The sequence below is a fragment of the Mycobacterium farcinogenes genome (assembly GCF_019739075.1).
GTDB lineage: Bacteria > Actinomycetota > Actinomycetes > Mycobacteriales > Mycobacteriaceae > Mycobacterium > Mycobacterium senegalense.
In genome coordinates this window covers 442,902-456,383 of sequence record NZ_CP081673.1, presented here as the reverse complement: position 1 = coordinate 456,383, position 13,482 = coordinate 442,902, and the positions used below count along the sequence as shown (strand labels likewise).

The following is a 13,482-nucleotide window of genomic DNA, read 5'->3' as shown; positions in this document are numbered from 1 at the left end:
GACGACATAGGAGGGCACATGGATGCTCGTTTGAACCTCTTCGAGAACGCGACCGCCACCAAGATGCTCAAGTACGTCACCGCGGCGGGCAAGGTGATCACCGACTCCGCGCTCCCCGAGACCACCCAGCAATTGGTGGCGCTGCGCGCCAGCCAGATCAACGGCTGCGCCTTCTGCACCGACATGCACACCAAAGACGCGGTCGCCGCCGGGGAGAGCCAGCAGCGCCTGCACCTCGTCGCCGCCTGGCGGGAGGCGACGGTGTTCACCGAGGCCGAACGCGCCGCCCTGGAGTTGACCGAGCAGGGCACCCGGATCGCCGACGCGGCAGGCGGGGTCAGCGACGAGGTGTGGGCCAATGCGGTCAAGCACTACGACGAGGACCAGCTGGCCGCGCTGGTGTGCCTGATCGCCTTCATGAACACCGTCAACCGCCTGAACGTGATCGTTCAGATGCCCGCCGGCGACTACCAGCCGGGACAGTTCGGATAACTCACTCGACCGGGCCGATCGTCGGCAGGGGTGAACTGGCACGCTGGTTACCAACATGACCACTCCCCTGCTCGACGATCCGGGCGACCTCTCGGCACTGCAAGCCAAGGGCGGCGACGCCGACACGCTGTTCACCGACTTCGCCGCGTGGGCCGAGGCCAACGGCACCACGCTGTACCCCGCACAGGAAGAGGCGCTGATCGAACTGGTCAGCGGGGCGAACGTGATCCTCGCGACGCCGACCGGATCGGGCAAGTCGCTGGTGGCCACCGGGGCGATCTATGCGGCGCTCGCCACGGACCGCGTCAGTTTCTACACCGCCCCGATCAAGGCGTTGGTCAGCGAGAAGTTCTTCGCGCTGTGCGATGTGTTCGGGGCCGACAACGTCGGCATGCTCACCGGGGACGCATCGGTGAACGCCGACGCGCCGATCATCGCCTGCACCGCCGAGATCCTGGCCAACCTCGCGCTGCGGGAGGGTGCCGATGCCGACATCGGCTTGGTGGTAATGGACGAGTTCCACTTCTACGGCGACCCCGACCGCGGCTGGGCCTGGCAGGTACCGCTGCTGGAACTGCCGAAAGCCCAGTTCCTACTGATGTCGGCGACGTTGGGCGACGTGACGTTCCTGCGCAAGGATCTGACCCGGCGCACCGGCCGGGAGACGGCGTTGGTCACCGGCGCGCAGCGCCCGGTCCCGTTGTTCTACTCGTACGCCACCACCCCTATGCACGAGACCATCGCCGATCTGCTCGAGACCAAGCAGGCACCGATCTACGTCGTGCACTTCACCCAGGCGTCGGCGCTGGAACGAGCCCAGGCGTTGATGAGCGTCAACGTCTGCACCAAGGAAGAGAAGGCCGCGATCGCCGAACACATTGGCAGCTTTCGTTTCTCGACGACATTCGGATCGACGCTGTCGCGGCTGGTGCGGCACGGCATCGGCGTCCACCACGCCGGCATGCTGCCCAAATACCGCCGCCTGGTGGAGCAGTTGGCCCAGGCCGGGCTGCTCAAGGTGATCTGCGGCACCGACACTCTCGGCGTCGGCATCAACGTGCCGATCCGCACCGTGGTGTTCTCCGCCCTGTCCAAATACGACGGCACCCGGATGCGGTTGCTCAATGCCCGCGAGTTCCACCAGATCGCCGGGCGGGCCGGACGGGCCGGGTACGACACCGTGGGCACCGTCGTGGTGCAGGCACCCGACCACGAGGTCGAGAACATCAAACAGTTCGCCAAGGTGGCCGACGACCCGAAGAAGCGACGAAAATTGGTGCGGCGCAAGGCCCCCGAGGGCATGGTGCCGTGGGGTGAGAACACCATGAACCGGCTGATCGACGCCGCACCCGAAGCGTTGACCAGCAACATGCGGGTGTCGACGGCCATGATCCTCGACGTCGTGGACCGTCCCGGCGATCCGTTCGAGGCGATGCGCCGACTGCTCACCGACAACCATGAACCGCGCAAGCGTCAGCTGAAGCACATCCGGGAGGCCGTGGGCATCGCAAGGTCGCTGCTGCAGGCCGGCGTGGTGGAACGGCTCGATCAACCCGAGGCCGACGGTCGCCGCTACCGGCTCACGGTCGACCTGCCTCCGGACTTCGCGCTCAACCAACCGCTGTCCACCTTCGCGCTGGCCGCCGTCGACGTCCTCGACCCTACGGCGGAAAGCTATGCGCTGGACGTGGTTTCGGTGATCGAGGCCACCCTGGAAGATCCCCGCCAGATCCTGGCCGCCCAGCTGAACAAGGCCAGGGGCGAGGCGGTGGCCCAGATGAAGGCCGACGGGATCGAGTACGACGAGCGCATCGAACTGCTCGACGAGGTCACCTACCCGAAACCGCTGGCCGAACTGCTCGAGCACACCTACGAGGTGTATCGCCAGACCAACCCGTGGGCGGCCGACGGGCACCTGTCCCCCAAGTCGGTGGTCCGTGAAATGTGGGAGCGGGGCCTGACCTTCCGCGAATACATCAGCCTCTACGGCTTGACCCGCTCCGAGGGCGCGGTGCTGCGCTACCTGTCCGATGCGTTCAAGGCGCTGCGCTCGGGAGTGCCCGCCGGCGCCCGCACCGAGCAGCTGGCCGACATCGTCGAATGGTTGGGAGAACTGGTGCGCCAGGTGGATTCCAGCCTGCTCGACGAATGGGAGCAGCTCACCAGCCCCGATCAGCCGCACGATGTGCCGGTGGCCGTGCCCGTCCGGCCGCGTCCGCTGACCGGCAACGAGCGCGCGTTCACCGCGATGGTGCGCAACGCGTTGTTCCGGCGGGTGGAGTTGTTCGCCCGGGCCCGCTGGGACGAGCTGGGCGCCCTGGATGCCGCGTCAGGTTGGACCGCCGATCGGTGGGCCGACATCGGTGACGAATATTTCGACGAGCACGCCGAGGTGCGCACCGGCGCCGACGCACGTGGGCCGGCATTGCTGATCTTCGACCGGCAGCCGCAGGTGTGGCGAGTACGACAGATCCTGGATGATCCTGCCGGAGATCACGATTGGGGCTTCGACGTGGAAGTGGACCTCGCCGCCAGCGACGAGGAAGGTGCCGCGGTGCTCCGGATCATCGATGCCGGACGGATGGGATAGGCGATTGCTAGGTCCCATTTTATCGCGACCCCGGGGCCTTGCGGCAAGGCCGGGGTGATGGCGCACAATCGCTGGCCTGAACATGCCGAGGATGAACGAGGAGCACGTGCCAGCTGACGATCACGACGCCGAAGTACAGACCGAACAGATCTATGTCGACGGGCTGTACGCCCGCTTGGACGCCGAGCGGGCCCGGGTGCGTGACCGGTACCGCACCGCTCTGCGCGAGCACGGCGGTACCGCGGTGGAACGCGACGCCGAGGTCCGCGCGCTGGCCAAGGAAGCCAACCGGCTCGATGTGGCCGACAACGGCCTGTGTTTCGGGCGGCTCGAAACCGTTGCCGGAGAACATCTCTATGTCGGGCGCCTGGGCCTGTTCGACCGCGAGAACGACTACGAACCGTTGCTGCTGGACTGGCGGGCACCGCTGGCCCGGCCGTTCTACACCGCGACCGGGGCCAACCCGGAGAACATGCGCCGGCGACGCCAGTTCCGCACGCTCGGCCGCCGCGTCCTAGATTTCACCGACGAGGTACTGGGCCGGCCCACCGACGGCGACGGAGGCGATGAGGACGCCGCGCTGCTGGCCGCGGTCAACGCCCCTCGCGGCGAGGGCATGCGCGACATCGTGGCGACCATCCAGGCCGAACAGGACGAGGTGATCCGCAACGAGCACACCGGTGTGCTGGTGGTCGAGGGCGGACCAGGCACCGGCAAGACCGTGGTGGCGCTGCACCGGGTGGCCTATCTGCTCTACACCCACCGCGAGCGCATCGAACGGCACGGCGTGCTGGTGGTCGGCCCCAACGAGGCGTTCCTGGACCACATCGGCCGAGTGCTCCCGTCACTGGGCGAGTCGGACGCGGTGTTCATGACACCGGGTGACCTGGTGCCCGGACTGCACGTCAGCGCCGAGGACGCGCCCGAGGTGGCGGAGCTCAAGGGCTCGCTGAAGATGCTCGACGTGCTGGCCGCCGCCGTGGCCGATCGCCAGGAGGTGCCCGACGAGCCGATCTACATCGACCTGCCCGACGTCACGGTGCGCATCGATGCCGAAACCACGCAGTGGGCGATCGAAGAGGCCCGCGAGACCGGGCTGCCGCACAACGAGGCCCGGCCCACCTTCCGCGACATCGTCACCTATGTCCTGACCGAACGTGCCGTGGCGCGCATCGGCAAAGGCTGGTTGACCCGCGCGGACAAGGCGGCCTGGGAAGAGTTGCGGGCCAGCGTGGTCAGCGAACTCGACGACAATGCCGCGTTCGCCGCGGCTCTCGACCGGTTATGGCCGATCCTCACCCCGCAAACCCTGCTCGCGCCCCTGTACTCGTCGCCCGAACGACTGTCGGCAGCCGGAGCCGATCCCCGGTTGTTCCGCGCCGAGGGCGACGCCTGGACCGTCTCGGATGTACCGCTGCTCGACGAACTGGTCGACCTGCTGGGACGGGACAAGGCCGGTGAGGAGGCCGCCGAACGCGAACGACGTGAGGAAGCCGCGTACGCCGCCGGGGTGCTCGACCTGATGGTCGCCCGCGAGGATCTGATGGACGACGAGGACCACCTGCTGGCCGCCGACCTGATCGACGCCGAGGACCTGGCCGAGCGGTTCCTCGAACGCGACACCCGGGAACTGGCCGAACGTGCTGCGGCCGACCGGGATTGGACCTACGGTCATGTGGTGGTCGACGAAGCCCAGGAGCTGTCCGAGATGGACTGGCGGGTGCTGATGCGTCGCTGCCCGCGGAGATCCTTCACAGTGGTCGGCGACCTGGCTCAGCGCCGCTCGGCTGCCGGGGCCAGGTCCTGGGGCGCCATGCTCGAGCCGTACGTGCCGGGCCGGTGGGTCTACCGGACGCTGTCGGTCAACTACCGCACCCCGGCCGAGATCATGGCCGTGGCCGGCGCGGTGCTTGCCGAGTTCGCCCCGGACGTACAACCGCCCGAGTCGGTGCGGTCGTGCGGCGTGCAGCCCTGGTCACGCCGATTGACCGCGGACGAGATCCCCTCTGCTGTCGAACAATTCGTGCAGGACGAAGCCGGCAGAGAGGGCACCAGCGTGGTGATCGGTCCGCCCGAGGTGCCCGGCGCCGTCGCGCCGTCGGAAACCAAGGGCCTCGAGTTCGACGCGGTGCTGGTGGTGGAGCCCGCCCGCATCCTGGCCGACGGGGACCGCGGTGCCGCCGAGTTGTACGTCGCCCTCACCCGCGCGACCCAGCGCCTCGGGGTACTGCACACCGAACCGCTACCCGCAGCACTGAACGGACTGGTCGATGTCTGACACGACCTGTGCGATCGTCGGCGGCGGCCCCGCCGGGATGATGCTCGGGCTGATCCTGGCCCGTTGCGGGGTCGCGGTCACCGTCATGGAGAAGCACGCCGATTTCCTTCGCGACTTCCGGGGCGACACCGTGCATCCGAGCACCATGCGGATGCTCGACGAGCTGGGACTGTTCGGCGAATTCGACAAGATCGGCTACAGCAAGGTGGAGAAGGCGGAGTTCCCGGTCGACGGCCGACCGGTGACATTGGTCGACTTCCGGCGGCTACGCCAGCCCCATCCGTACGTGGCGATGGTGCCGCAGTGGGACTTCCTCGACCTGCTGGCCGATGCGGGCCGTAGTGAGCCCAACTTCACCCTGCGCATGCGGACCGAGGTGACCGGCCTGCTGCGGGAGGGCGACCGGATCACCGGCGTGCGCTACACCAGCCCCGATGGGGACGGTGAACTGCGCGCCGAGCTCACCATGGCCTGCGACGGGCGCACCTCGGTGGTACGCCGGGCAGCCGGGCTGAGTACCCGCGACTACCCGGTTCCCTTCGACGTGTGGTGGTTTCGGTTGCCGCGCACCGAGGACGGCCAGTACTCGCTCATCCCCCGTACCGCACCCGGTCGTGCCCTGATCATGATTCCCCGCACCGGCTACTTCCAGGTGGCCTACCTGATCCCGAAGGGCAGCGACAGGCAGCTGCGGGCGCGCGGCCTCGACGCCTTCCACGCCGAACTCGCCGAGCTGATCCCCGAGGCGGACACGGCGACGCTGACCTCCTGGGACGATGTCAAACATCTCGACGTCCAGCTCAACCGCCTGCGACGGTGGCACCGGGACGGCCTGCTGTGCATCGGCGATGCCGCGCACGCCATGTCGCCGGTGGGCGGGGTCGGAATCAACGTCGCGATCCAAGATGCGGCCGCCGCGGCACGCCTGCTGTATCAGCCGCTGCGCGAGCACCGGGTCACCGAGTCCGACCTGGCCGCCGTGCAGCGCCGGCGCGCCCTGCCGACCACCGTTACCCAAGGCCTGCAACGCATCCTGCATCGCCAGGTGATGGCCCCGGTGATGGCCGGCGCTGACATCACCCCACCCGGAGCCCTGGTGCGTATCGTGCGCCGGCTGCCGCAGCTGACCGCGTTCCCGGCCTACCTGGTGGGCACCGGCGTGCGTCCCGAACATGTCCCTCTGCCGGCCCGCCGTTAGGTTGGCAGGTGGGCGGCAAACAGAACCCCGAGCAGCGCCGGCGCGAATTGTGCGATGCGGCAATAGCTCTGCTGGCCCGTGAGGGCATCAAAGGCGTCACGCATCTGAAGGTGGACCGTAAGGCCGGCGTTCCGGACGGCACCACGTCGTTCTACTTCCGCACCAGCTCGGCGTTGATGCGGGCTACGGCCAACCGCATCGCCGACCTCGACCTCGCCGATCTCACCGCGGCCACCGGCTCGGGTACCCGCGACGTGGTGGGCGGCCTGGCCCGGCTGGTCATCCGATCCGCAACCGGGGCCCGCCTGGTGCGCAGCAAGGCCCGCTTCGAGCTCGCGATGCCGTCCAGCCGCGATCCCGGGCTGGCCGAGGCGTTCAGCCACAATCAGCAGCGGCTCTTCGAACTGCACCGCAACGTCGTGGTCGCCCTCTGCCCACCTGACACCGCCTCCGACCTGATCGACGAAAAGTCTTACGTACTACTCACTTTCATCGGAGGGTTGATGTTGGCGCTGGCCCGCGGAGACCGCACGATCAGCTCTGCCGGGCAGCTGACCGACATCATCACCGCGATCGTCGCGGCGGCCCGGCCGTGTCACATCGCGAAGGAGTAGCCGCCGTTGACCGGTAGCGTCTGGCCGGTGATCCACGAACCGTGGTCACTGGCCAGCAGCACCGCCAGGTAGGCGACATCCTCGGGCAGGCCCGGCCTGCGGATCGGGTAGCGCGACAGGATCGCCTTGGCCTGCGGCGAATCCGCCATCTCCGCCCACAACGGTTCGGTCAGCGGTGTGCGCATGGTGCCCAGCGCGATGTTGTTGGCGGTGATGCCGTAGCGACCGTTCTCCAACGCGATCGATCGGGTCAGGCCCGCGGCACCGGCCTTGGCCGCAGCGTATACGGCACCGCTGGCGTCCCCGGTCCGTCCGGCATCCGACACGATGGTCACGACCCGGCCCCATTGCCGCTCCACCATCGCCGGCAGAGCGGCCCGGGTGCAGTGCAGTACCCCGTACAGATTCACCTGCAGGAAGGGATCCCAATCCGCGGGCGTGCTCTCGGCGAACGGCATCCGGGCGGCGAAGCCCTCGGCCCCGGCGTTGCCCGCATTGTTGACCAGGATGTCGACGGGTCCGGCCTGGGTGAGCGCCTCCGTGACCGCGGCGAAGTCGGTGACATCGAACGGCACCGCCATCGCGTCACCGCCGGCATCCCTCAGCTCTGCGGCCACGGCCTCGGCTCGTTCCCCGCGGAGATCGTTGACCAGCACGGTGGCGTCGGCAGCGGCGAAGGCGTCGGCAAGGCCGCGGCCGACGCCTTGCCCGGCACCGGTGATCAACACCCGGCGGCGCGACAGATCAAAGTGCAGCGTCATCGTCGGTCGTCCTCCTCGCGGTCCGCGTTTGGGACAACCTAGCCCAGGTCTCTATGCCAGTAGAGACTCGAGGTCGGGAAAGAAGCGGCGCTTCACGGCAAAGGCGACAAGATTCCACCCAACCGTGCCCAGTTCGACCACGACGCCCAACCGAAATCACGCGGCGGCACCGGTGGCACCAACGGTGAAGACGTCAAGATTCTATGTGCACGATGCAACGGACCCGCCGGCAAAAGCGACAAAACCCCCGAGGAATGGGCAGCTGCCCAAGATGAGGTCGGCCGGCGTTCGCGGGAGCGAATTCAGGAACATGTTCGTGTTCATGGTGAGCCGCCGGACGGGGTAATCCGGACCCCCAATCTGCGCCCGCAAGCCGCTGAGCGCAATGATGAGGCCCAGGCGCACACCCAGGCCACCGCGTCCCAGCATCGTGACACCGCCATCAGCCGGACGCGTGAAGCCAACAAGGCGCCCTCGCAGGACAACACATCCTCGGCCACCGCGAAATCTCAGGATGGCGGAAAAAAGAAGGGCGACAAGAAAAAGTCTGACAAGAAAAACAAGAAAAACGATAAGAACAAAAAGAAGACCAAAAAGAAGAACAAGAAGAGCAAGCAAAACCACAAAAAACCCAAATAGTCGACCAGGTTTGAAACCCGTTGTGGAATGTCTCGCTATCCTCGACCTTTCACAACCCCTGCACTGACCGCGATCCGCGCTTGTGATGAAAAAGGGAGGGATGTTGGTGACCAGCGCCACTTCAGACAGCATCGAAGGCTACCGCGACGTCGCCTCGCCGCTGACCGCTCAGATGTTGGCACCATTGCCGCCGCAATGCCCTGGAGTGTCGATCATCGAACCGCTCAGCGACGGTGACTACCAGAAGGTGGCCGAGCTTCTCAGCGAAAGCCCAGGCAAAGAGCTCTATATTTCACAGCTCGAAACGCCGGAGTGGAGTTCCCGTCCGTTCGTCGAACATCCGATCACTGATCTGAAGTTTCTACGTTTTTTCCCGAGCCTGCAACGATTCGCTTGCAATCTGTTCTATCTGGAATCTCTTGATGGCCTGCGCCACTTGGCATCCTGTACATGGCTGCAGATCTACAAAAGCCCGAAACCACTGTCGGCTGCCTCGATCAAGGAACTCACCGGACTCGACTACCTGATGCTCGACGGCCAGATCCGCGACCTCGACGCCCTCAAAACGCTGCCCAACCTGACCACCTTGAGCCTGGGATACGCACGCAAACTGCCAGGCCTGGGCTTCCTGCCGGCCAGCCTGCGCACCTTCTACATGAACCGCGGCAGCATCACAGACATCAGCGCCCTAGCCGACACGCACCTGGAGAAACTGTCATTCTTCAAAGTCGTCGCACTATCCGACCTCAGCCCAATCTCCCAGGTCACCAGCCTGCACCACCTACAGCTCTACCACCTACGCGAGGTCACCGACCTACCCGACATGAGCGCACTAGGCAACCTCACCGACCTCATCATCGACGACCTCAAAAACCTCTCCGACACCCGTCCGGTCCTCACCGCACCCCACCTGACCAACCTCACCGTCACCAACCTGCCCAGCATCGACCCCCAAGCCTGGGAACAAACCTGGAAAACCTGGCTCCAACAAGGCCGCCCACCCTTCTGGGAATAGCCGCCAAGAAATCGCAAGCGTCGCGCTGTGCCAACGCCGTTGGGATTTCAACTCATCGCCGTGCTTCCACACCGCGACGTCCTCCCGCCTTCGTGGACAATCCCGGATCGGCGACAAGACCTACGGTGACCTTCTGCACCGTGGCTGTGTACCCAGATTTAAGCTGAAAACCCGGCCTTCAGGAGGTATCTCAATGAGCGACCACGACGTACGGATGATCATCCTGTCCACCGACGACCTGGATGAGTCGATCCGCTTCTACACCGAGACGCTGGGAATGCCGCTGAAGTTCCGCGACGGCGCGCACTTCGCCGCCCTCGACGGTGGATCGCTCACCCTGGCCCTCGCGACATCGGTCGATCACCCCGATCCCCGGCCAGGTGGTGGTCGGCATCAAGACCGACGACGTCGACGCCGCTGCCAAGGCCATCGAGGACAGCGGCGGCGGGATCATCAAGCACCCGTACGACGACGCTCACGAGCGCCGCGCCGTGGTCTACGACAACAAGGGCAACGGCCTGGTGTTCTACAAACCGCTGGCACGCTAGCCGGAGGCCGAAGCCGCTGCGGCAAGCAGGGTTTCGGCCAGACGCGCCGCGGCCGGGGTCATGCGCTGCGCCGGCGGCGCGGCGAGGTAGACCTGCCACACCGCCGGCTCGCGCAGCGGAACGGTCCGTAGCTCGCCGAAGCGGCGCGCCTCCGACGCCGGCATGAAGGCCGTGCCCAGACCATTGCCGACCAGTTCGGCGATCGCGGCGAACCCGGCCGGAACCTCGTACTGCGTGCGCGGCTCCACACCGGCACGGTGAAACGCCTCGTCCATCAGGCGACGCAGCCCGAACTCCGGTGGGAAGCCGACCAGATCCTCGTCGGCCAGCTCTGCCAGGTCGAGGCGGCGGCGACGGACGAAGGCATGGTCCTCGCGGCAGACGAACATCATCGGCTCCTCGAAGAGCAGCTTCATGTCCAGCTGCGGAGGGAATCGGTTGGGCAGTGACACCAGGGCCAGATCCAGCGAGCCCTCCAGTAGCGCGGCCAGATAAGCCGACGCGCCGGACTGGCTGAGTCTCAATCGCAACCGGACATGCGGGTGGGCCCGGTGGAAGTCACCGAGGGCACCGCCCACATCGACCGGACCGTATGAGATCAGAGAGCCGAATTCGACTGTACCCATGAGGGATCCACGGAACTGAGCCGCGGACTCCGCTGCCGCGCGGGCCGCGTGCAACACCTCGTGGGCGCGGACCTCGAAAGCCTCCCCGGCCGCCGTGAGGCTGATCTGTTGCCGCGAGCGGTCGAACAGTTCCACCCCGAGTTCACGCTCCAGTTTCGCGATCGAGGTCGACAACGCCGATTGGACGACATGTGCCCGTTCGGCGGCACGGGTGAAGCTCATCTCACCCGCGACGGCGATGAAGTGTTCGATCTGCCGTAACTCCACGATGCCAGCTTATCTATGTGATGGATGACCTTCATCAGTTTTAATCGTTGGACTTGATGATGCGGCGCGGGGTGGGATGGATGCCGAGAGCCTGCGAGAAGGAGCAACGGTGACAGGTCTGAGCAGAAGAAACTTCGGCTTCCTCACGGCGGCGGCCGCCGGCACGGCGGCACTGGCGGCGTGCGGCACCTCCCCCACCACCGCCCCCTCGTCGGCGCCCATGGGGATCCCGTCCAAGCCGTCGCACACCATGAACCCGGTCAAACAGATCGACGCCGGCGACCTCAACGTCGGCTACACCGAAGCCGGGCCTGCCGACGGACTGCCGGTGATCCTGCTGCACGGTTGGCCGTACGACATCCACAGCTACGCCGATGCCTCGGCGTTGCTCGCCGAACAGGGTTTCCGCGTCATCGTGCCCTACCTGCGCGGCTTCGGCAGCACCCGGTTCCGCTCGGCCGATACCGTGCGCAACGGACAGCAGGCCGCGCTGGCGCACGACGTGATCGCGTTGATGGATGCGCTGAACATCCCCAAGGCAGTGCTGGGCGGGTACGACTGGGGCGGGCGCACCGCCAACAACGTCGCCGCCCTCTGGCCGCAACGATGTGCCGGACTGGTCGCGGTCAGCGGCTACATCACCGTCAACCTGGCCGCCAACCTCAAGCCGCTGGCCCCGGAAGCGGAATTGGGTTGGTGGTACCAGTACTACTTCGCCACCGATCGCGGTGAACTCGGCTACCGGCAGAACACCAAGGAGTTCAACCGGCTGATCTGGACCAAGGCCTCACCGCTGTGGCATTTCGACGACGCCACCTACGACCTGACCGCCGCGGCCTTCGACAACCCCGACCACGTCGAGATCGTCGTGCACAACTACCGGTGGCGGCTCAGCCTGGCGCCCGGTGAGCCCCGCTACGACGCCGACGAAGCACGCCTGGCCGGCAAACCGCCCGTCACCGTGCCGACGATCACGATCGGCTCCGACTTCGACGGTGCTGCCAAGGACGGCGCGGGCTACCGCGCGCTCTACGCGGGACCCTACGAACACCGCGTCCTGGACGGCATCGGGCACAACGTGCCCCAAGAGGCACCCGAACAGTTCGTCGCCGCGATGGCCGACGTCAGCCGCATGGGCGGACGCTGACGGCTCACGGGTACGGCCGGCCGGTCAGCTGCCGGATCGTCCGGATCTCACCGTCTCGATACGGACGCCCGTCCTCGTGGAACAAGTCGTGGAACCATTCCCGCGGGGGCGCCTTGTACGGGTGGTCCCAGGAATCCCACGGTAGGTACGTCTGCGTCTTGCCTGCTACCAGGCCCCAGGTGTACGCGCCGACATTGTGCCGTTTGGCGATGGGCAAGACACCCTCGATCGTGCTGCCCTCGCCCCGGGCCAGGTACTCGGTGCACATCATCGGACGTCCCATGGGTGCCAGTTCACCGATCCTGGCTTCGAACCCGGCCGGGTGGTCGTAGCTGTGAAAGGTCAACACATCCGAGAGATCGAGCTGAAGCGTCGCCATCCGGCTGCGCGCCGCCGGATCGGCCCACGGGCCGTCCCACACACCGCTGGTCAACGGCTGCACCGGGTCGACCGAGCGGGCCCAGGCGAAAACCTGCGGCAACAGTTCTTCGATCAGGCGCACCTTGTCCTGCCGTTCCACCGCACGGTAGGTGGCGGCGGGATTGTCCGGTTCGTTCCACAGATCCCACCCCAGGACCCGGTCGTCATGGCGGAACTGGCTGATCACGCCGACGACATACTCCCGCAACGTCCGTCGATACCGGTGATCGTCGAGCCGCTGCGCACCCGGTCCCTGCACCCACACCGAGTTGTGTATCCCGGGCCGGGGCCTGCGCTGACGTCCCAATCGAGGGAACGGATCCCAGCAGGAATCGAACAGCACGAACAGCGGTTTGATGCCGTGACTCGACGCCAGGGCAACGAACTGAGCCAGTCGATTCTGAAAGCCCAAGTGGCCCTGGGCCCACAGCTGATCATGCAGGAAAACCCGCACGGTGTTGAAACCGGCCAGCCGGGCGATACGCAACTCGCTGTCGATCCGCTGCGGGTCGTAGGTTTCGGGCTGGAACATCTCGAGCTGGTTACCCGCGTTGGACGGAATGAAGTTGGCACCGACCAGCCAGCCCTGCGCGGCATACCAGCGGTGCGCCCGCTCAGGTGACCAACGGGCGCCGTGGCCGTCGATCTTCGCCTGCGCCGCGGGCACCTTCCCCAACGCCGCGGCGACCGTCATGACCAGCGGCACCTTGAACGCCGCCCGACGGGCCAACCGGCCATGGGCGACCTGCCTGATGTGTTGCACCGAACTACCAAACAACCTGGCTTCCTTAAGATTTCGTATCCAACATCGGCACTCTCGGGTCTGCGGCTCATCAACGCGCCTACCACTCGAGGTGTACCCGACAGTGCCGCCGGCTGCACGGCAC

Annotated in this window: 10 protein-coding genes and 1 pseudogene; 8 read left to right on the top strand and 3 right to left on the bottom strand. The window is 66.5% G+C overall.

Translation table 11 applies throughout. From position 1 onward, the window contains the following. The first annotated feature begins 18 nt into the window (after nucleotides 1-18). The 5 genes from K6L26_RS01925 to K6L26_RS01905 all read left to right on the top strand — a co-directional run bounded on the left by K6L26_RS01925 (nucleotide 19) and on the right by K6L26_RS01905 (nucleotide 7,172). A complete protein-coding gene (locus K6L26_RS01925) occupies nucleotides 19-492 on the top strand; it encodes a carboxymuconolactone decarboxylase family protein (RefSeq protein ID WP_064895003.1) in 474 nt (157 codons plus the stop codon). 55 nt (nucleotides 493-547) lie between these two features. Further along, nucleotides 548-3,082, top strand: a complete 2,535-nt coding sequence (locus K6L26_RS01920; protein WP_064895002.1) for a DEAD/DEAH box helicase — start codon at nucleotides 548-550, stop codon at nucleotides 3,080-3,082. A gap of 106 nt (nucleotides 3,083-3,188) precedes the next feature. Continuing rightward, a complete protein-coding gene (helR, locus tag K6L26_RS01915) occupies nucleotides 3,189-5,360 on the top strand; it encodes an RNA polymerase recycling motor ATPase HelR (RefSeq protein ID WP_109748971.1) in 2,172 nt (723 codons plus the stop codon). After that, entirely contained in the window at nucleotides 5,353-6,558 is a 1,206-nt protein-coding gene (locus K6L26_RS01910) for an FAD-dependent oxidoreductase (RefSeq protein WP_036390767.1), read from the top strand. The genes helR and K6L26_RS01910 overlap by 8 nt, the downstream gene beginning before the upstream one ends. A gap of 8 nt (nucleotides 6,559-6,566) precedes the next feature. Beyond that, nucleotides 6,567-7,172, top strand: a complete 606-nt coding sequence (locus tag K6L26_RS01905; RefSeq protein WP_064894998.1) for a TetR/AcrR family transcriptional regulator — start codon at nucleotides 6,567-6,569, stop codon at nucleotides 7,170-7,172. On the opposite strand, the gene K6L26_RS01900 is transcribed toward K6L26_RS01905, so the two are convergent. After that, nucleotides 7,154-7,933, bottom strand: a complete 780-nt coding sequence (locus K6L26_RS01900) for an SDR family NAD(P)-dependent oxidoreductase (RefSeq protein WP_019347472.1) — start codon at nucleotides 7,931-7,933, stop codon at nucleotides 7,154-7,156. The genes K6L26_RS01905 and K6L26_RS01900 overlap by 19 nt on opposite strands. A gap of 745 nt (nucleotides 7,934-8,678) precedes the next feature. On the opposite strand from K6L26_RS01900, the gene K6L26_RS01895 reads away from it, so the two are divergent. After that, complete coding sequence (locus K6L26_RS01895; RefSeq protein ID WP_131806243.1) at nucleotides 8,679-9,587, top strand: leucine-rich repeat domain-containing protein; 909 nt, start codon at nucleotides 8,679-8,681, stop codon at nucleotides 9,585-9,587. A gap of 193 nt (nucleotides 9,588-9,780) precedes the next feature. Then, nucleotides 9,781-10,135 (top strand): annotated as a pseudogene (locus K6L26_RS01890) (VOC family protein). Here the strand turns inward: K6L26_RS01890 and K6L26_RS01885 are convergent. Then, a complete protein-coding gene (locus tag K6L26_RS01885; RefSeq protein WP_065063330.1) occupies nucleotides 10,132-11,028 on the bottom strand; it encodes a LysR family transcriptional regulator in 897 nt (298 codons plus the stop codon). The pseudogene K6L26_RS01890 and the gene K6L26_RS01885 overlap by 4 nt on opposite strands. Nucleotides 11,029-11,137: 109 nt before the next feature. On the opposite strand from K6L26_RS01885, the gene K6L26_RS01880 reads away from it, so the two are divergent. After that, nucleotides 11,138-12,175 (top strand): alpha/beta fold hydrolase, encoded by a 1,038-nt coding sequence (locus tag K6L26_RS01880; protein ID WP_409347508.1) that lies wholly within the window; start codon nucleotides 11,138-11,140, stop codon nucleotides 12,173-12,175. Between the two features lie 4 nt (nucleotides 12,176-12,179). On the opposite strand, the gene K6L26_RS01875 is transcribed toward K6L26_RS01880, so the two are convergent. Continuing rightward, a complete protein-coding gene (locus tag K6L26_RS01875; protein ID WP_036392571.1) occupies nucleotides 12,180-13,325 on the bottom strand; it encodes a glycoside hydrolase 5 family protein in 1,146 nt (381 codons plus the stop codon). Nucleotides 13,326-13,482: the final 157 nt, after the last annotated feature.